Source organism: Peribacillus sp. TH14 (assembly GCF_016651145.1).
GTDB classification, from domain to species: Bacteria; Bacillota; Bacilli; order Bacillales; family DSM-1321; genus Peribacillus; species Peribacillus butanolivorans.
On the sequence record NZ_JAEKEK010000002.1, the window covers coordinates 316,007 to 334,964 of the forward strand.

Consider the following 18,958-nt stretch of genomic DNA (forward strand, 5'->3'; position numbering starts at 1 on the left):
TATGAAGAACGATATCGTACTAGGTATTGATTTTGGAACACAGTCTTTAAAAGTTGGTGTCTACACAGTAGAAGGAAAGCATGTTTATACGGCAAGCGCTTCTTATCCAACATACCATAGAAAAAATGGGTATTCCGAACAAAATGCGAACGACTGGTGGGGAGCGCTGCAGAAGGCCATGCAATACGTTACTCAAGCGGTCGATTCAAAAATGATAAAAGGGATATCGCTTTGTGCTACCTCTTCAACCGTTGTCTTAACAGACGAAAGCTTGAATCCGACAACCCCAGCACAATGCTGGATGGATCAGCGGGCTACAGCCGAAGAAGAAGAGATTAATAGTAATCAGCATTTTCAAGTGGAAAATCATCTGCTATTCTCTGGCAAGAAAACATCAGTTGAGTGGATGACTACAAAATCCTTATGGTTGAAAAAGCATTATGACTTAACAGGCAAAAGAATCGTCGAACAAATTGATTGGATTAATTATCAATTAACAGGAGAGCTTGTGGCATCAAAATGTAACGCCAGCTGTAAATGGAATTATGTTGATCGACTAGAAGGATTTTCTGAATCCTTCTTCAAGGAGATTGGTCTTGAAGGCATTACTGAACACTGGCCTTCAAAAGTTCTGAGTGTCGGTGATCAAGTGGGTAACATAACATCCAATGCAGCGGAGTATTTAGGCTTGGTTACAGGAATACCGGTTTTTCAAGGAGGCATTGATGCCCATATCGGTATGATTGGCTCAGGGGCTCTTGAGCCTGGTCAGCTCAGTATGATTACAGGTACAAGTTTTGTTCACTTAATGCACCACGATAAACCGGTTTTTAATGATTCACTTTGGGGTCCTTATGATTCACCCCTTCTTGAGGAACACTGGCTTCTTGAAGGTGGTCAATTATCATGCGGATCTATCATTTCATGGTTTCTACAAGAGTTTTATGGACACCGGACGGACAAAAAAGAAATTTACAAAGAACTTGAAATGGAAATTAATAAGATTGATCCAGGTTGTGAAGGGTTGCTCGTTTTAGATAGTTGGAAAGGGAATCGAACGCCATATAAGACGCCATATGCTACTGGTGCCTTTGTTGGTCTTACACTATCACATAACAAATATCACATTTATAGAGCCATTCTTGAAGCGATTGCGTTTGGTACAAAAAATGTAATCCGAACCATGAATCATTCTTCGATCCCAGTTGAAAGAATCATTGCAGGGGGTGGTGGAACACACAATGCTTGCTGGATGCAAATCATTAGTGATGTCATTGGACTTCCAATCTCGATTCCTAAAGATATTGAAACCGGTTCAAAAGGAGCAGCCATTATCGCTTCATACGGTCTAGGATTCCACCCCACCTTGAAGGATGCGTCGATATCTATGGTAGAGATGGAAAAAACCTATTACCCAGATATGGAGAAAACAAAAAAATACGATAAGTTATTTGAAATCTATTTACATTTAAATCAGGTATTATTTCCTATTATGAAACGATTGAAAAATGGAGGGGGTGACCAGAGTGAGCAACATACTCGAAATGAAGCAAGTGTCTAAATCTTTTCCAGGTGTGAAAGCGGTGCAAAATGTAAACTTCACTCTTAAAAAAGGAGAAGTACATTGTCTAATTGGGGCGAATGGAGCTGGAAAATCTACTTTAATGAAAATCTTATCAGGTGTATATACAAAAGATGAAGGCGAGATAAGATTAGAAGGAAAGCCGGTAACAATTAAAACACCTGTTGATAGTATGTCTCTTGGAATCTCAACTATTTATCAGGAGCTCTCCCTAGTAGAAGAATTGAGTTTAGCAGAAAATATTTTCCTTGGAAACTATCTAAAGCCAAATGGAGGCTTTGTAAAATGGAGAAAGATTAATGAAGAGGCAAAAAGGCTATTTTCTGTACTAGGATTATCTGTATCACCTACCATGCAAACATCTAAGGCCAGTATGGGTTTAAAACAAATGACGGAAATCGCAAAAGCCATAGCAGCTGAATGCAAAATAATAATCATGGATGAACCCTCAACTGCATTGTCCAATGATGAAGTGTTAAAACTATATGATGTTATTAAACTATTAAAAAAACAAGGGTATACGATTGTTTATATTTCTCATAAACTCGAAGAATTATACGCTGTGGGAGACCGGGTAACCGTACTTAGAAATGGAAAATGGGTTATCACAGATGAGATGAAGAATCTCGCACAGCCTGATTTAATCCGCCACATTACCGGACGTTCTATTGAAAAAAGGGATAAGGTCCATACAGAAACAAATAGGGAAGAATTCTTAAAAGTGAAAGGGTTTACAAATCATAAAATACAAGACGTTTCTTTTTCAGTAAGTAAAGGAGAAATCGTTGGTTTATACGGACTGGTAGGTTCTGGAAGGACGGAATTACTAAGAGCGATATACGGAGCAGATCCGATACAAGCAGGGGAACTAATGATGGATGGGATGAAAAAGAGTATATCCTCTCCACAAAAAGCAGTGGATGCTGGCATGGGACTTGTGCCGGAAAATAGAAAAACTGAAGGGGCTAACCTGGACTTGTCCATTTTAGAAAATGCATTTCTGCCTTCCCTTCACACCTTTTCTAAGCGGAGTTTTGTAAAACAACAGCAAATGAAAATGGTTATGCAAGAGATGATTAAGAAATTAAATATTAAAACAAGCGGTAGTGATGTGCCCATGAGGAACCTAAGCGGGGGCAATCAGCAAAAAGTCATAATTTCCAGGTGGCTCATTAATGAATCCAAACTTCTACTATTCGATGAACCTACGCAAGGAATCGATGTAGGAGCAAAAGACGAAATTTATGGCATTATGAAGGAACTTTCAAATCAAGGGACTAGCATAATAATGGCAACATCAGAAATTGAAGAATTACTCACCGTTTGTGACAGGGTACTGATAATGTTTGAAGGTAAGTTGATCAAGGAATTTTCGCACCCTTCCAATTATAAAAGCGAAATTATGAATATCGCCGTATCTGGTTAATACAAAAGGAGGCGTACTATGAATGCAAATATAGAAGTAGCTCGAGTAAAGCAAACAAAATCCCTTTCAATTAAGAATATTTTAAAGAAGTATAATCTTTTCTTTATCTTTTTAGGTTTCATCCTGATTGGCAGCATACTATCTGATCAATTTCTTTCTGTACAAAATTTACTGAATCTTCTTCAACAGTCTTCTTTTGTAGGAATCGTTAGTATTGGAATGACGTTTGTCATTTTAGTTGCTGGTATTGATTTATCTGTTGGAGCAGTGTTAGCGCTAACAGGCATGTTAGTATCGATTTTGCTCGGTACAGGAATGAATCCTATACTAGCCATAGTCATTACACTTATAGCAGGAGCCTTCTTGGGCTTCGTAAATGGATTTGTTTCCACTAAATTTAAAGTTCCGGCCTTCATCGCAACTCTTGCCATGATGGTAAGTGCAAGAGGACTTGCCTTACTATCAACAAATGGAGAGCCAATATACGATCTCCCGGAAGGCTTTACAGCATTGGGCGGGAATGTTTTTGGAAAGATTCCATTCACCGCGATTGTTTGGATTGCTTTAACGATTGTAGCCCTGGTGGTTTTAAAATACACAACATTCGGAAGAAAAATATATGCAGTAGGCGGAAATGAAGAATCATCTAGACTCTCGGGTATTCCAGTCGAGAAGTATGTTACATGGTGTTTCGTAATCGCAGGGTTGTTAGCGGCAGTGGCCGGCATTCTCATGAGCGCGTGGCTAACCGTCGGACAACCAACGGCTGGTACTGGTCTTGAGTTAGATGTTATCGCGGCAGTTGTCATAGGTGGTACAAGCCTTATGGGCGGAAAAGGTAGCATAGGTGGAACATTCATTGGTGTGCTGATCATGAGCATGATCGTCAATATCTTCAACCTGTTAGGTTTATCATCTTACTACCAATCTATATTTATGGGCTTAATCATTGTACTAGCATTAATTATGAACCAATATATCATTAATAAAAAATAAGGGGTGTTTAATTTGAAGAAAAAGTGGATGACAGGTTTAGTGGCAATGGCACTTACGTTTACGTTAACGGCATGTGGAGGCGGTGCAGCAAAAGACTCTGGTTCAAACACAAGTAAAGATGGAGGTGGTGAATCATTAGTGATTGGTTTCTCCCAAGCAACTCTTGAATCTCCTTTTTATACATCATTGGTTGATGGAGCTAAAGCAGAAGCTAAAAAAGAGAACGCCGAATTAATCGTAGTGGACGCTCAAAATGATATAGAAAAACAAAATACAGATGTGCAATCTCTTATTACAAAAGGAATCGATGTTTTGCTCATTAATCCGGTCAATCCATCAGCTGTAGCACCCGCTTTAAAAGCAGCTGAAACAGCGGGTATACCAGTTATCACAGTGGATCGTCAAACAAAAGAAGACGTCGTTTCTTATATTGGCAGGGATAATGTAGAAATGGGTCGTCTTGCTGGTGAAAAAGCTGTCGAGCTTCTAGGGGGTAAAGGAGCTACCGGTAAGGTTATTGAATTACAAGGGGACGCTGGTGGCACAGTTATGAAGGCTCGTCATGATGGATTTCATGAAGTTGTAGAGAAAGAAAAGGGAATTAAGATTATTGAAGGTCCTTACAGTGAGTATATACGTGCAAAAGCCGTTTCATCTATGCAGGATTTACTGCAGGCTCATCCGGATGTAAAACTGGTATACGCTCATAATGACGATATGGCACTTGGGGCAATGAAAGTATTAGAGCAGGCAGGAAAACTGAAAGATGTTAAAATTGTTGGAATCGATGGGTTAATGGAAGCCGTGAAAAAAATTGAAGCAGGCACGTTTCATGCAACAGTTATCAACGATCCGATTTCCCTTGGGACACTTGCTATCCAAACAGCAATCAAAACAGGAAATGGAGAAGACGTTGAAAAAGTAATGAATGCAGATACAGGATTAATTGATGAAAAAAATGCAACGAACTATGTGGACGATTCGAAAAAATTCGCGGAAATAAAATAATGGAGATGAATGAATTGAATTATGTAAAATTGATTGATCATACTTTACTTAAAGCAGAAGCCAAGAAAGAAGACATTATTAAGTTATGCGAAGAAGCAAAACAATTCGGATTTGCCTCCGTATGTGTGAATCCATCTTGGGTAGCGAAGTCAGCGGAAATCTTACATGACACGGATGTAGAGGTTTGTACGGTCATTGGTTTTCCATTAGGTGCGAATACTCCTGAAACAAAAGCGTTTGAAGCAAAAAATGCACTGGAGAATGGAGCAACAGAAGTCGACATGGTCATAAATATAGGGGCTTTGAAAGATAAAAATGATGAACTTGTCGAACACGATATACGTTCAGTAGTTGAAGCGGTGAAAGAGAAGACAATAGTGAAAGTGATTATAGAAGCTTGCTTGTTAACAGATGAAGAGAAAGTGCTGGCTTGTGAAATATCGGTAAAAGCTGGAGCCGACTATGTTAAGACTTCAACAGGATTTTCCTTACACGGAGCAACTGTTGAGGATGTAGCTTTAATGAGGAGATCTGTTGGACCAAATATCGGAGTGAAGGCTTCAGGGGGTGTCCGAAACCTTCAAGATATAGAAGCTATGGTAGAGGCAGGGGCAACTAGAATAGGGTCTAGTTCAGGTGTCCAAATATTTACTGGAAAAGTAGCCACTCCTGACTATTAATAAATGTCGGAATACAATATTAAAGATTCTTAAAAATAGAATTACTTTCTTAAGAAGTTAGCTTATACCTTATCATTGTGAGCAGAAAGTTTACACTCATTCTCTTACTCAATAAAACTAAAGGTCGGTGTTTCCTTCGCGTAAGAAATATTAGCCTTTTTCATCCTTAAATTAGGGGGGGTTAATTCATTAATAGTCTACCGAGGTTATGTTAAATGACGAGGTAGTAGGGATATATAATGACTGCTTTTAGAGTAAATGAAGAAGGAGGTTTAAAATCGCCGTTAAGGTATCTGCCTCTGCTCAAAAGCTTGACTACGGGGGTTCGAATTGCCTTCGCATTGAAGGGATTTAAAAACCTATACGGGTTATATGCGAAGTTCACCATGGTTTTCAAGATCCTAAATATTTATATGACCTACCAAAGGGAATGTGTTCTGGAAAGAGTATGATTGAAAATTGGATACTAAAAAAGAGAATTAAGGTAGCTTGAATCAGATGGAATTAGACGCTAACCTTAGTGATATAGGGCTAAACCTAAGAAAAAGGGGATAAAACAATGGAATTTTACGTTTTAAAAGGTAATTTCTCTGAGATAAAATATGATCATTGGGGTGACAGTTAGAATGAGAATCTAATCACCTACCAGCTAAGGTTCTTTCACAGCCGATAAAGTCTAAGTTCCAATAACTATCTATTTTCGGAACTTAGACTTTTTGTAAATAAATCTAAGTCCTAGATTCAGATTTAAGAGATATACAATAAGATATCTCTTAAAATAGTGTGTTTCTAAAAGCTTCTATATTAAATCAAATGACATTATCCATAAAACAAAAGTTAATTTTGCTGTAGAGCGAATCTCATCATCAAAAATTAGACATATAAAGGTAAACTTTTCATAAAATTGATGATTTTTGAATAATGGATGTCACCTTGCATGGGTAATTCCTGATATTAGACGTAATGATTGCCTACCGTAACAAAAAAACAAATCCATAATAAATCCATTCCTGATTATTTAAGAAATGGATTTAACAAAATTTCTCACAATATATTAGCATTTTTTGAGATGTTTGATTTTAAATTGGTCACATAATCAATGAATAGACTATCCTACCTACAACATTCAATTGGGAAAACACTCTTCTCGAACTGATTCGAGTTGGCTACTATATCTGAATCTACGAAAATAGACATAAAATTGGTTCAGCCCATTATTAGGATTTGTTTTGTGAAACAGTAAAAAGGAGTTTACTGAGTGAAAAAACATAGCTTTAGGTTTAAATTTAACCTATCAAACACCCGGAACAAATTTTCTAAATGTACGTATGACATAACATTACTCTTAAATAGAAGAACCTATTTTGATCAATCTTTTTTCAAAATGGGTTCTTTTTATTTACGCTAATATAGGGCCAGGAGACCTTTTGATCATTCCTTATTTCAAAGTTACAGTTTTAGAAGTATTCGAAAAGAAAATTTAATTTCATCACCATGTCGAGTGGTAAATTGTACCTACCATAAGATAGCATCCGGATTATTCTTAATAGTTTTTATAAAATTAAAATAATTCCAAATATTCATGTAAATTAACTTTTATTAATCTATAATAAAGTCAATGGAAAAAAATGGGGGTATCGATATTGAAGAAAAAGTTTATTGTTCCTGCAGTTCTATCGTCAGCGTTGTTGGTAGGTTCTATCCCAGTCGGTAATGTATTTGCGAAGCCGGTTGATTCGAAGGTGGCTAGTAGTGTACAAGCTTCTAAAAAGTGGAATGAGAAGGCAAGCGTTCCTGTTTTTGTGAAGGAGCGATTTGCTGAGAAATTCTCTTCTAGCAACCCTTCCAATGCACTAAATTATTTAAAGAAAAACGAAGGTAAAACCGGAATTAAAAATCCAGATAAAAACCTAAAAGTAAAAGATTCACAAAAAGATAAACTCGGTATGACCAACGTTAGGTTTAATCAATCAATAAATGGAGTGAACGTAGAAGGATCCGAAGTTATTGTTCATTTTAATAAGAATAATGAAGTCGTATCCGTCAACGGAAGAGTAAATCAGACGATTGCCGATGATGCGGTGGACACGACTGCCTCCTTAAGCAGTGATGCAGCACTAAAGCAGGCACTATCATCTGTCAATGCCCCTGAAGAGCTAACGTATGAGCCAACTTCTGAGCTTGTAGTCTATCCTTTTGAAGGAGAGAATCATACAGCTTATAAAGTGAATGTTAACTTCATGGGGGATGAGCCTGGCAACTGGTTTGTCTTTGTGGATGCAAACACGGGAGAAATCATCGATAAGTATAATGGTTTAATGCATGCTGATGAAATGAAAACACAAAAAGGTGCTGGAAAAGGGGTACATGGTGCTCACAGGGAATTACATATTACCCAAGTGAAGAAACCTAAATCTGGAACTCAGTTTGCGTTAGCTGATTACTCTCATAATGGTCTTGATGGAATACTTACGTATGATGCTAAAAATGATAATAGTTCCAGTAATGATACTCTATATGTGGGGAATTCTGCTGCATTTATCGGCGACTATGATCGGGCTCTTGTCGATGCACACTATAATTCGGAAAAGGTATATGATTATTACCTTAATGAGCATGGCCGAAATTCTCTTGACGGTGAAGGAATGGCAATCATTTCTAAAGTCCACTATGGCAATAATTACAACAATGCATCCTGGAATGGGCGTTGGATGACCTATGGGGATGGTGACGGTGAGGTCTTTATTTCACTATCAGCCGGTCTTGACGTTGCTGCCCACGAAATGACTCATGGCGTCATCACTCATACAGCAAATTTAGTTTACCGCAATCAATCTGGAGCACTAAACGAATCATTTGCTGACGTCTTTGGTGCACTTGTTGACGACGATGATTGGGAAATGGGTGAGGATATTATGGCACCAGCTGCTAAAGCTGACGGTGTAACGAGATTGCGCAGCTTGAGTAATCCAAACAGTGTTGTAGTAAGTAATGCGGAAAGAGCTGCATATGGCAGTGGAGTCTATCCGGCTCATATGGATGAATTTTATCACATGCCAACTTCGGTAGATGGCGGCGGTGTCCATGTTAACTCCTCGATTACAAACCACGCTGCATACTTGATTGGTCAAGAAATTGGAAGGCACAAGTTAGGACAAATCTACTATCGTGCAATAAGCGTTTATTTAACGCCAAATTCCCATTTTAGTGACGCTCGTAAGGCTATTGTTCAGTCTGCAATTGATATTTATGGTGAAGGCAGCAAGGAAGAGGCTGCAGCTGCTGCCGGATTTGATTCGGTGGGAATTTACTAAGTATATAATTGGATCCGCCCGCAGGAATCAATATTTTTAGCGGATTTTAGAAGAGTATTGAAGTGCGTTTTATGTTCCCCCAGAATAAGAGTTTGGGGGATTTTTTGTTATGGTCTCACCAGCCTCCCATGTGTTGCCACATACACTCTGGGCACGTGGAGTGCTGTTCACTACTTGTAAGGAAAGATAAATAAGAGATGTAACAGTGATTAAAGAGCCTTTTGTAAGGCTCTTTAATTTTATTAAGTATAGAGAGTTTTAAATAGATTGCTTATATTAACAATACATAGATAAATACTGACCTCTATGCTGCCAGAGATAAAGCTAAGTGTCTTAAAATTACAGCATCAATCACCAATATTTTCTGATGATGATATTTTATATATGTACAATGTGTTAGAGGAGAGTAACATATCAGACCAAGATATAAGAAAAAAGCATGTTGAGATGTTAAAAACGAAGGCAAGTATTAAGGCAACCAATGAAAGCCAAATTAAAGTAGCGACATGTATGACTTGTGGAAGAGCAGTATCTGGTAAAGTTGAGGTCTTTTGTTTGTTAAATAAGGAGCGGTTTAAAGGTAGTATTTATTGTTATGAGCATCAAAAACCTCATATTTAAAAATGAGTAAGATTAGCTGGACATAGACAATCCCAATTTAGTAAAGCATTGAGTTCTTATTATGAGGACTCATATGGATTGTCTTATAAGGGTATAACCAATGGTTATACCCATTGGGGTGAAATTAATGAATACAGAGTGGTTGCAAAGCTTTTCTGAAGCAGTTAAACAAAAGAGTTTGTCGAAGGCTGCCAAATCAACTAACATTTCCCAGCCGGTCTCCAAAAACCCCTCTATATTCAGGAAATACTTGATCAAGAACAGCCTGAAACTGTAGTTTTGTTTGTACATAGATACCTGTTATATTTGCATGTTGTCTTGAAAGATTACGAAGATTTAAGAGTTGTATCCCTCGTTTTTTATAAGGCTCTAAATCCTCTTTATAGTACAGCTCGCAGAGGTGACGTGCATCGATTAAATCTGTCTTTACTTTCCGTAAACTAGAGCTCTTCGCACGATAAGAAATGAGTGGGTTAACGATAATTAATAAGTAACCTCTCGCCTCAAAATACTGTACAACGGGCGTATGATAATGCCCAGTAGACTCTAAAACGACCGGAGGTCGAATTCCTGTTACGTTTTCTATCTCTCTAAGATATTGGTGTAAGCTCTCTAGTCCTTCAATGGTATGTGCTACTTTAAAACTTCTTTTATAAGGCTTCTTTTTATCCAAGAACGCTTGAACCTGACTTTCACCTTTAGCTACATCCAGACCAACCACTGGATTCATTTTTTATCTCCTCCAAAAACATAATATTGCCGGTAACCCCTAATCCTTCTTGCAGTATCATAGCTTCGCTTGTTATACGAGATCTTGGTCCCAACCAGCCAAATCATGTTTAAGCAAGTAGGGGGCGAACTGTTTAGTTGACGGGGTCCAAGCCCCACGGGCAGGAACGTTCTACCCCGGCTACCGTTATCATATATCGATATAAAAATTGTTCAACCAGAAATAACTGGCTGACTTTTATAATACGAAGGGGCAGGATAGTTGAAGAAAGCTCTATTATTTTCACTGTACATGATAGAATTTTATAAATGGAAATTTGTAGAAAACAGTTTAATTTGTGGGGGCGGAATTATGAATATTGGAAACGAATATTTAAAAATTGTAATTGAAAGATTTAAAAGTGTAAAAAGTCTTGGAGATAAAACGATAAACCAATTATCTAAAGAGGAAATCTATTGGACTTATAATGACGAGTCAAATAGTATTGCAATAATAGTAAAGCATTTAAGTGGAAATATGGTTTCAAGGTGGACTGACTTTTTAACAACAGACGGAGAGAAGGAATATAGAAATCGTGACGAAGAATTTTTAGATGATATATCTTCAAGATCAGAGCTCACAATTGTTTGGGAAAAGGGTTGGCAAACCCTAATTGATACATTAACTGGTTTAAGTGAGAAAGATTTATTAAAAAAAATATATATTCGTGGAGAAGGTCATTTGGTATTAGAGGCTATTGAGAGGCAATTGGCACATTATTCTTATCATGTGGGACAAATTGTTTATATTGGTAAACAATTAAAAAATAATAAATGGGAAAGCCTCAGTATACAAAAGGGAAAATCTGAAGAGTATTTAAAACAAATGCTTGATAATCACCGAGAGTAAACAATCAAAAAGGAGGATACAGATTCGCTTTTCTTCTTGAACTAATTTTCCGATTGTTTATTAAAATAATGAGCTATCATTAAGGTAAAAAGGGGACAATTTTGCAAAGGTAACGGTCTTTGGAAGTAATGCCCCCTCATGCTCCATTCTCAAAAGTCAAATTTGTTACAACCTAGGAAGGACTTTTCTCGCGCCTAGGAAAAGCCAGGTACTAAGAACGAAAGGCATTGTCAGGGCTGGAAGTCCATAGGGTAAAAGCCAGGTAGCAACACTTGCCGATAAGGGTACTGTCACACAAGCTGCGATGATCCCTGATATAGGCGCAAATCGATTATGGTCCTCTTTAAAAACTATAGATACGGCAATGCTGGTTAAAATCGCATTGTAGCCATAAAGACCCATAATAATTAACGAGTGTTCCCCTCCAAGTACGAATGATATGAGTAATGCAAAAGCATTACCTAAAATGGAAAAAAGGCCATATTTCCATCCGGCCCAAAATACGCCAATAAATAACAGAATGCCAGCTAAGGTACTATCTAGAAAAAAAATTTGCCCTATCCCATTAAAACTCCCTTCCAGCCAATTAACCTTTCCAGAGATGTTTAAGGTCCAGTGTGATAAGTCTTGAGGAACTAGTCCCGGACTTAACTGGAAAGCCTTTAACTTGTAAGATACAAGCAACATAAACCAGGTCAGAATGATAAAAGGGAATGTAAGGATGGGAATCCCTGTGTTTCTCATGAAATGCACCATTGCTGCGGAAAAGATTGCGGCTAAAGCAGCTCCAACTAAAGCGATAAACCACTGAGAGGGTCCAGTTAAAAACAATGTTAGTGCAATGCCTGTTAGCACGGAGTTATATCCGTATAAACCTGAATTCACACTGTTTTCATTAGCACCTCCCAGTTTTCCGATTAGCGTTCCTATGATAGCGGAAGATAGAGTAATAATCCCTAAATGATAAGAGTAAATCGTGATCGCCATTAGAATAATGAAACCAGTAACAGCATTCTCAATCAATATGACTTGAGAGATTCCTTTCAGTGATGACTTCATTAAAGAAAGAAACATTCCATCGGTCAATGAAGTACGTTTGTCTATTTGCATAATACTAACCCCTCAATTAAGATATTTAAAAAAATAGGTTCAGATACAATCATTTCATTTTCTACAGTTTTAAAAAATATCCTCTGACACATTCCTTGTTAATCATGCATCAAGAGTTTAAGTTCAGCAGAAGGGCAATGTAAAAACCTAAACGAAAAATGTAAGATAATCATTTTTCCGAGTTTACCTTTTTTATAGGGGATTTTTGCAAGTCCTATGTTTCCGGAAAGAGTTCTCCCTCCTTTGAATAAAATCCTTTAGCTTTTCTTAAATTTCCTCCATACAAAGTCCATTCACTTAACTATTAAATACAAAACTATATATAATTTGATATATATGTATATTATGATATATTAATATTTCAGGGGAATCAATCCTTCATTTTATTGTGAATTATGGATTTTTTTGTCAATAAAATGAAAAAAATCTAAAATAGTGATATTCTGTATGGTGTTTAATGGTATTTTTTATCATGAAATGATACATGATCATTTGAATGCAGATAATTCAGGTAACGTTATTGATGAATATTTGATTCGATTCTCCATTAGTAAAAAAGCAGGCCATATTAAAGAGGGGATTTTCCGTTTATCTCAGATAACAGGGTGTAATGTCTACCTTATATCTTTGAGGAGTCAGGCAAGCATCTGGTGGGGGATAAACAGTTCATACTTCGCAATTGGTTCAACTAATCATCAATGGGGTGGGAAGATAGGTCTCGAAAATTAATGGAATTTTCGCTATACTTGGTCATTTTAAAAATGAGGAGGCTTTACGATGCAATTATTACCGCGTGAGATAGATAAGCTCATGATTGTAGTGGCAGCTGATCTTGCTAAGCGACGAAAAGAAAGAGGATTAAAATTAAACCATCCAGAAGCCGTAGCACTTATCACCTATGAAGTGTTAGAAGGGGCAAGGGATGGAAGAACGGTTGCACAATTGATGGAATATGGTGCAATGATTTTGTCGCGCGAAGATGTTATGGAAGGTATTCCAGAGATGATCCACGATATTCAAGTAGAAGCTACTTTTCCTGATGGAACAAAACTAGTAACGGTTCATAATCCAATCAGATAAGAATCGACAAGGAGGCATGCTCAAATGATACCAGGGCAACTATTTTTAAAAGAAGAAGAAATTATTTGTAATGCCGGGAAAATAGTTACAAAGCTGTCTGTAATTAATACAGGAGATCGGCCTGTTCAAATTGGCTCTCATTTCCACTTTTATGAAATCAATGAAGCTCTTCAATTCAATCGCGAAGAAGCGTTTGGGAAACGGTTAAATGTTCCTGCGGGTGCTGCCGTTCGTTTTGAGCCTGGAGATGAAAAAGAAATAGAATTGGTTGATTTTGGAGGAGAACGTCGTGTGTATGGATTAAATAATAAAACAGATGGATCCGTGGAAAGAGGGGGAAATCAATGAGTTTCAAAATGTCAAGAAAGCAATATGCCGGGATGTATGGTCCAACGACAGGAGATTCCATTCGTTTAGCGGATACAGATTTAGTGATCCAAATTGAGAAAGATTATACTACATATGGTGAAGAAGTCGTTTTTGGCGGCGGAAAAGTAATCCGTGACGGGATGGGGCAACATCCTCTTGCAACTCGCGAAGATGGAGTTCCGGATGTAGTCATTACAAATGCTGTTATTCTAGACTATACCGGAATTTATAAAGCGGATATTGCAATCCGTGACGGAAAAATTGCTGGAATCGGAAAAGCCGGAAATCCTTTAGTAATGGATAATGTGGATATTGTAATTGGTGCTTCTACAGAAATTATTGCTGGGGAAGGGATGATCGTCACAGCTGGTGGAATCGACTCCCATGTACATTTTATTAATCCAGCACAGGTTGAGACTGCGTTGGCTTCCGGTCTTACAACTTTAATTGGAGGAGGCACGGGTCCTGCTGCAGGATCAAAAGCCACAACTGTTACGCCAGGTGAATGGAATATTCATAGAATGCTGCAAGCAGCGGAAGGATTTCCAATTAACGTAGGCTTCACTGGAAAAGGACAAGCTGCGAACGAAGAGGCGTTAGCTGAGCAAGTACGTGCAGGCGCAATTGGATTAAAAGTGCATGAAGACTGGGGAGCTACAGCCTCTGCTATCGACCACGCTCTCCGAGTAGCGGACCAATATGACGTACAAGTTGCCCTTCATGCAGACACGTTGAATGAAGGCGGATTTTTGGAAAACACGCTAGCGGCGATTAAAGACCGAGTTATTCATATGTACCATACGGAAGGGGCAGGGGGGGGACATGCTCCTGATTTAATTAAATCAGCGAGCTTTATGAATGTTCTACCATCATCTACAAACCCGACTTTGCCATATACAATTAATACGATCGATGAGCATTTGGATATGTTAATGGTGTGTCACCATTTAAACCCATCTATTCCTGAAGACCTTGCCTTTGCTGATTCACGGATTAGACGCGAAACGATTGCGGCTGAAGATATTCTTCAAGATATGGGTGTATTCAGTATGGTTAGCTCAGATGCACAAGCAATGGGACGAATTGGCGAGGTTATTTTACGTACATGGCAAACAGCAGATAAAATGAAAAAACAGCGAGGAGCGTTGGAAGGTGACAGCGAGCTTTCTGATAATAATCGCGCGAAGCGTTATGTAGCTAAATATACGATTAACCCCGCTATCACGCATGGTATTTCTGGATATGTCGGTTCGATTGAAGTCGGAAAAATGGCGGACCTTGTCATTTGGTCACCGGCATTTTTCGGCGTGAAGCCTGAAATGATTCTTAAAAATGGCTTTGTTGTAGAAAGCTTAATGGGTGATGCCAATGCGTCTATTCCGACACCACAGCCAGTTATTTATCGTCCAATGTATGGATCTTATGGAAAAGCCATGTCTAAGAGCTCAATTACCTTTGTTTCTCAAGTCGCTTTTGATGATAAAGTTCATGAAAAATTAGGCTTGGAAAAAACGGTTCTTCCAGTTCATGGTATTCGAAACTTAACGAAAAAAGATATGAAGCTTAATTCCGAAACGCCTGAGATTACGGTTGATCCACAAACGTATGAGGTAAAAGTAAACGGGGATCTCATTACTTGTGAACCTGTGGATATAGTACCGATGGGGCAACGCTATTTCTTATTTTGAGTCTTATTTTGAGGTGAAACTATTGATCATTGAAAAAATTGTTGCAAATATCGAAGCAATGGACAGAGAAGAAATTGCGAAACGCCATATGGAAAAGGTGTACCTGGAAAGTGCTAATTTAGTGAAACGGATTCAAAGAGTGACCACCGACCACGGCCACGAAATTGGCATTCGCTTAAAAGAACTGCGTGATCTTAAGGCCGGCGATGTTTTATATATGGATGATAAAAATATGATTGTCGTAGATGTCCTTTCCGATGATCTATTGGTCATTAGCCCGCGAAGTTTAAAGGAAATGGGAACGATTGCCCACCAATTGGGGAATCGTCACCTTCCAGCTCAATTTGAAGAGAACAATATGCTCGTTCAGTATGATTATCTTGTTGAAGAATTGCTGCAAGAGCTTCAAATTCCTTTTACACGTGAAGATCGGAAAGTAAAACAGGCTTTTCGCCATATTGGACATAGCCATGAATCCTAATATTCTTTCTTTATTCCAACTATGTGATTCGAATTTTCCAACTGGTGCTTTTAGTCATTCATATGGTCTAGAGACGTATATTCAAGAAGATCAAGTGTATGATCAAGCATCGTTTTCTCAGTGGCTTCATGTATATTTAAATGAACAGCTCGTCTATTCAGATGGGCTGGCAACCCGTCTTGTCTATGATGCCTTGGAAAATGAGGATGTACAAACGGTGTGGAAGGTCGATCGAATGCTGACGGTTCAAAATTTGCCGCGTGAAACGAGAGAAGGTACCAAAAGAATGGGAGAACGTATGGTAAACCTTGTGGGATCTTTATATGAGTTTCCTGTTCACTCGCAATATCAAAAACGGATTAAGGAGAAGCACTCCTTTGGACATCCAGCTATTGCTTTTACGATGATAGGGCACCATCTTGGTGTTCCGAAATCAACTACCACCCTCTATTATTTGTATTCTACTGTTTCAAGTCTTGTTCAAAATGCCGTTCGGGCGATTCCGTTAGGACAAACCGCGGGACAGAAGACGATTCATGAGTTTCAAAGTGCTTTAATAGAGGCAACAGAAAAAATTCAAACTTTGGATAAAGAGGATTTTGGAATCATTTCACCAGGTTTAGAGTTATCTCAAATGAAACATGAGCGTGTGAATATTCGTATTTTCATGTCTTAATATAGAAGGAAGTGTTTTTATATGGAACCGATTAAAATTGGAGTAGGCGGACCTGTTGGAGCCGGAAAAACGATGTTGGTTGAAAGGCTAACCCGTCATTTAGAAGGTGAAATCAGCATGGCCGTTGTGACGAATGATATTTATACAAAAGAAGATGCTAAATTTTTAATGCAAAATGGAATCCTACCGGCAGACCGTATTATTGGGGTTGAAACAGGCGGATGTCCACACACAGCTATTCGTGAAGACGCCTCCATGAATTTTGCGGCTATCGATGAATTAAAAGAGAAGCATCCGGACGTAGAGCTCATTTTTGTGGAAAGTGGAGGCGATAATCTTGCGGCGACTTTCAGCCCAGAGCTTGTGGATTTCTCCATCTATATTATTGATGTAGCTCAAGGCGAAAAAATTCCGCGTAAAGGCGGCCAAGGGATGATTAAATCAGATTTATTCATCATTAATAAAACGGATTTAGCTCCTTTCGTTGGCGCAAGCCTCGAAGTGATGGAGTCTGATACGAAGGTTTTTCGCGGAAATAAACCGTTTGTTTTCACCAATTTAAAAGATAATACGGGGCTTGATCAGGTCATTAACTGGCTTATGAAGAATGCATTATTAAAAGGATTGGAATAATGGAAGACTGGACTGGAGTTTTGTGTCTAGATGTCGAAGATCGGAATGGAAAGACTGTAGCGAAAAATGTATATTTTCAGGGCGCATTGAAAGTGATGCGTCCGGTTTATCATGACGACTCTGGACAAGCTTGTTATTATATATTGAACCCCGGTGGAGGCTATTTAGACGGAGATCGCTATAAAATACAAATTACGCTCGAGAAGCAAGCGAGACTAACCTTAACGACACAATCCGCAACAAAGGTTTATAAGACACCTAACACTCATGCCTACCAGGAAACAGAGATCTTTCTAAAGTCTGGATGTTATCTCGAATATATTCCGGATCCGCTAATTATGTATCAGGACGCGCGCTATAAACAAAAAAATGTCATTCGCATGGAGAAAGGGGCGACTTTCCTTTATTCCGACATTTTAACCCCGGGGTGGTCTCCGGATGGAGATCGTTTCAGTTATAATCGGCTTCAATTCATCAATGAAATTTATATGGACGATGAGCTTGTGGCCTATGATCATATTCAATTGAATCCTGCTGCCCAAAATATAGAGAAGATTGGCTTCATGGAAGGGTTTTCGCATTTAGGTTCCATGATTGTGGTTGGCGAACAAACAAGCCCTGACCTCCTTGATCGGTTATATCAGGCTATTAATGGGAATACAGATCGATATAAAATTGGACTATCTTTATTATCTGTACCAGGATTTACGGTTCGTGTATTAGCTAACTCGACACAAGTAATAGAGAAAATCTTTACTGAGTGTCACCGAATTATTAGTCAAGAGTGGTTTATAACCAAACCGTGTTTTCTAAGAAAGTATTAATACTTAGAACCCGGCAACCAAAAGGTTGCCGGGCTTTTATCCGGGTTAATCAGGCTGTAAAAAACCGCCACTTATGGACGTTTCACTTTATACGGGACAAAAAGTTTGAAGGAGAAATATTTATGGATGTTACATTGTTTTCAGTTTTAACGATAGGTTTTGTTTTGGGAATCAGGCATGCAATTGAGCCTGATCATGTGATTGCAGTATCAACAATTGCAAGTCAAAGCAAAAAGTTATGGCACGCTTCTCTAGCAGGAGTATTTTGGGGGATAGGTCATACGATAACATTATTTATAGTTGGTATTATTCTTATTCTTATGAAGGGTGAAATACCAGGGAAATGGTCTATGTCCTTAGAATTTTTAGTAGGAATCATGCTTGTTTATCTTGGTGTTACAACGATCCTTTCTTTCAAAAGTATCCATGTTCATACGCATGCACATGATGGAGATGAACATAAACATGTCCATACCCATGAACATGGTGGTAAACATGAGCATAAACACAAACGTAAACATGTTTCATATTTGAAATCAATGTCTATTGGTCTAGTCCATGGTCTTGCAGGAAGTGGCACTATGGTTATATTGACGATGAGTACAGTTAAGAGTGTTTGGGAAGCGGCTATTTATATCCTTTTATTTGGAGTAGGGACGGTCATTGGTATGCTTTTTTTCACTACGATTATTGGTATCCCTTTTGTGTTAAGTATGAAACGTGTTAAAATTAGTAGAACACTTGTATTCACAATGGGCACAATTAGTATGGTTTTTGGAATATATTATATGTATAATTTAGGGGTTAATGAAGGATTATTTAACCTTTGGTTTTAAGTCAGTAAGGAATGTT

Annotated in this window: 18 protein-coding genes and 1 pseudogene; 17 read left to right on the forward strand and 2 right to left on the reverse strand. The window is 38.2% G+C overall.

Annotated elements, in window-relative coordinates; genetic code table 11:
- Position 1: 1 nt before the first annotated feature.
- The 7 genes from JFU50_RS29470 to JFU50_RS29500 all read left to right on the forward strand — a co-directional run bounded on the left by JFU50_RS29470 (position 2) and on the right by JFU50_RS29500 (position 9,627).
- On the forward strand, positions 2 to 1,561 hold the full coding sequence (locus JFU50_RS29470; protein ID WP_201183938.1) for an FGGY-family carbohydrate kinase: 1,560 nt from the start codon (positions 2 to 4) through the stop codon (positions 1,559 to 1,561).
- Entirely contained in the window at positions 1,527 to 3,008 is a 1,482-nt protein-coding gene (locus JFU50_RS29475) for a sugar ABC transporter ATP-binding protein (RefSeq protein WP_201183941.1), read from the forward strand. Before JFU50_RS29470 ends, JFU50_RS29475 begins: the two co-directional genes overlap by 35 nt.
- Positions 3,009 to 3,026: 18 nt before the next feature.
- Positions 3,027 to 4,004 (forward strand): ABC transporter permease, encoded by a 978-nt coding sequence (locus JFU50_RS29480; protein WP_201183945.1) that lies wholly within the window; start codon positions 3,027 to 3,029, stop codon positions 4,002 to 4,004.
- A 12-nt stretch (positions 4,005 to 4,016) separates the two neighbouring features.
- Positions 4,017 to 5,012 carry a substrate-binding domain-containing protein gene (locus JFU50_RS29485; RefSeq protein WP_201225527.1) on the forward strand — a complete coding sequence of 332 codons (996 nt, stop codon included), beginning with the start codon at positions 4,017 to 4,019 and terminating at the stop codon, positions 5,010 to 5,012.
- A gap of 5 nt (positions 5,013 to 5,017) precedes the next feature.
- Complete coding sequence (gene deoC / locus JFU50_RS29490; protein ID WP_201225643.1) at positions 5,018 to 5,692, forward strand: deoxyribose-phosphate aldolase; 675 nt, start codon at positions 5,018 to 5,020, stop codon at positions 5,690 to 5,692.
- Positions 5,693 to 7,335: 1,643 nt separating this feature from the next.
- Complete coding sequence (locus JFU50_RS29495) at positions 7,336 to 9,006, forward strand: M4 family metallopeptidase (RefSeq protein ID WP_201225529.1); 1,671 nt, start codon at positions 7,336 to 7,338, stop codon at positions 9,004 to 9,006.
- A 306-nt stretch (positions 9,007 to 9,312) separates the two neighbouring features.
- On the forward strand, positions 9,313 to 9,627 hold the full coding sequence (locus JFU50_RS29500) for a hypothetical protein (protein ID WP_201225531.1): 315 nt from the start codon (positions 9,313 to 9,315) through the stop codon (positions 9,625 to 9,627).
- Positions 9,628 to 9,826: 199 nt separating this feature from the next.
- Here JFU50_RS29500 and JFU50_RS29505 read toward each other — a convergent pair.
- Positions 9,827 to 10,357: pseudogene (locus JFU50_RS29505) on the reverse strand (IS110 family transposase); the annotation flags it as partial.
- 351 nt (positions 10,358 to 10,708) lie between these two features.
- Here JFU50_RS29505 and JFU50_RS29510 point away from each other — a divergent pair.
- Positions 10,709 to 11,245 (forward strand): DUF1572 domain-containing protein, encoded by a 537-nt coding sequence (locus JFU50_RS29510; protein WP_201225533.1) that lies wholly within the window; start codon positions 10,709 to 10,711, stop codon positions 11,243 to 11,245.
- 165 nt (positions 11,246 to 11,410) lie between these two features.
- Here the strand turns inward: JFU50_RS29510 and JFU50_RS29515 are convergent, their stop codons facing one another.
- Positions 11,411 to 12,355, reverse strand: coding sequence for an urea transporter (locus JFU50_RS29515; RefSeq protein ID WP_201225535.1), 945 nt, complete (start codon positions 12,353 to 12,355; stop codon positions 11,411 to 11,413).
- 477 nt (positions 12,356 to 12,832) lie between these two features.
- Between JFU50_RS29515 and JFU50_RS29520 the strand changes: the two genes are divergently transcribed.
- The 9 genes from JFU50_RS29520 (at position 12,833) to JFU50_RS29560 (ending at position 18,942) form a co-directional block, all read left to right on the forward strand.
- Positions 12,833 to 13,084: a hypothetical protein gene (locus tag JFU50_RS29520; RefSeq protein ID WP_201225537.1), complete on the forward strand. Its 252-nt coding sequence runs from the start codon at positions 12,833 to 12,835 to the stop codon at positions 13,082 to 13,084.
- Between the two features lie 48 nt (positions 13,085 to 13,132).
- A complete protein-coding gene (locus tag JFU50_RS29525; protein ID WP_061465959.1) occupies positions 13,133 to 13,435 on the forward strand; it encodes an urease subunit gamma in 303 nt (100 codons plus the stop codon).
- Between the two features lie 24 nt (positions 13,436 to 13,459).
- Entirely contained in the window at positions 13,460 to 13,783 is a 324-nt protein-coding gene (locus JFU50_RS29530) for an urease subunit beta (protein ID WP_201225539.1), read from the forward strand.
- Complete coding sequence (ureC, locus tag JFU50_RS29535) at positions 13,780 to 15,492, forward strand: urease subunit alpha (protein ID WP_201225541.1); 1,713 nt, start codon at positions 13,780 to 13,782, stop codon at positions 15,490 to 15,492. The genes JFU50_RS29530 and ureC overlap by 4 nt, the downstream gene beginning before the upstream one ends.
- 22 nt (positions 15,493 to 15,514) lie before the next feature.
- The gene (gene ureE, locus JFU50_RS29540; RefSeq protein ID WP_201225543.1) at positions 15,515 to 15,973 is read left to right on the forward strand and encodes an urease accessory protein UreE; all 459 of its coding nucleotides are present in this window, start codon (positions 15,515 to 15,517) and stop codon (positions 15,971 to 15,973) included.
- Positions 15,963 to 16,649 carry an urease accessory protein UreF gene (locus JFU50_RS29545; RefSeq protein ID WP_201225545.1) on the forward strand — a complete coding sequence of 229 codons (687 nt, stop codon included), beginning with the start codon at positions 15,963 to 15,965 and terminating at the stop codon, positions 16,647 to 16,649. Before ureE ends, JFU50_RS29545 begins: the two co-directional genes overlap by 11 nt.
- 21 nt (positions 16,650 to 16,670) lie before the next feature.
- Entirely contained in the window at positions 16,671 to 17,282 is a 612-nt protein-coding gene (gene ureG, locus JFU50_RS29550; RefSeq protein ID WP_201225547.1) for an urease accessory protein UreG, read from the forward strand.
- Positions 17,282 to 18,106, forward strand: coding sequence for an urease accessory protein UreD (locus JFU50_RS29555; RefSeq protein ID WP_201225549.1), 825 nt, complete (start codon positions 17,282 to 17,284; stop codon positions 18,104 to 18,106). The genes ureG and JFU50_RS29555 overlap by 1 nt, the downstream gene beginning before the upstream one ends.
- 122 nt (positions 18,107 to 18,228) lie before the next feature.
- Positions 18,229 to 18,942, forward strand: coding sequence for a HoxN/HupN/NixA family nickel/cobalt transporter (locus tag JFU50_RS29560; RefSeq protein WP_201225551.1), 714 nt, complete (start codon positions 18,229 to 18,231; stop codon positions 18,940 to 18,942).
- Positions 18,943 to 18,958: the final 16 nt, after the last annotated feature.

Coding starts and splice junctions, on each gene's coding strand:
- JFU50_RS29555 (WP_201225549.1), top strand. CDS start 17,282: ATGGAAGACTGGACTGGAGTTTTGTGTCTAGATGTCGAAGATCGGAAT.
- ureC (WP_201225541.1), top strand. CDS start 13,780: ATGAGTTTCAAAATGTCAAGAAAGCAATATGCCGGGATGTATGGTCCA.
- JFU50_RS29520 (WP_201225537.1), top strand. CDS start 12,833: ATGATACATGATCATTTGAATGCAGATAATTCAGGTAACGTTATTGAT.
- JFU50_RS29500 (WP_201225531.1), top strand. CDS start 9,313: ATGCTGCCAGAGATAAAGCTAAGTGTCTTAAAATTACAGCATCAATCA.
- JFU50_RS29525 (WP_061465959.1), top strand. CDS start 13,133: ATGCAATTATTACCGCGTGAGATAGATAAGCTCATGATTGTAGTGGCA.
- JFU50_RS29510 (WP_201225533.1), top strand. CDS start 10,709: ATGAATATTGGAAACGAATATTTAAAAATTGTAATTGAAAGATTTAAA.
- JFU50_RS29515 (WP_201225535.1), bottom strand. CDS start 12,355: ATGCAAATAGACAAACGTACTTCATTGACCGATGGAATGTTTCTTTCT.
- JFU50_RS29560 (WP_201225551.1), top strand. CDS start 18,229: ATGGATGTTACATTGTTTTCAGTTTTAACGATAGGTTTTGTTTTGGGA.
- JFU50_RS29530 (WP_201225539.1), top strand. CDS start 13,460: ATGATACCAGGGCAACTATTTTTAAAAGAAGAAGAAATTATTTGTAAT.
- deoC (WP_201225643.1), top strand. CDS start 5,018: ATGAATGAATTGAATTATGTAAAATTGATTGATCATACTTTACTTAAA.
- ureG (WP_201225547.1), top strand. CDS start 16,671: ATGGAACCGATTAAAATTGGAGTAGGCGGACCTGTTGGAGCCGGAAAA.
- JFU50_RS29470 (WP_201183938.1), top strand. CDS start 2: ATGAAGAACGATATCGTACTAGGTATTGATTTTGGAACACAGTCTTTA.
- JFU50_RS29480 (WP_201183945.1), top strand. CDS start 3,027: ATGAATGCAAATATAGAAGTAGCTCGAGTAAAGCAAACAAAATCCCTT.
- JFU50_RS29545 (WP_201225545.1), top strand. CDS start 15,963: ATGAATCCTAATATTCTTTCTTTATTCCAACTATGTGATTCGAATTTT.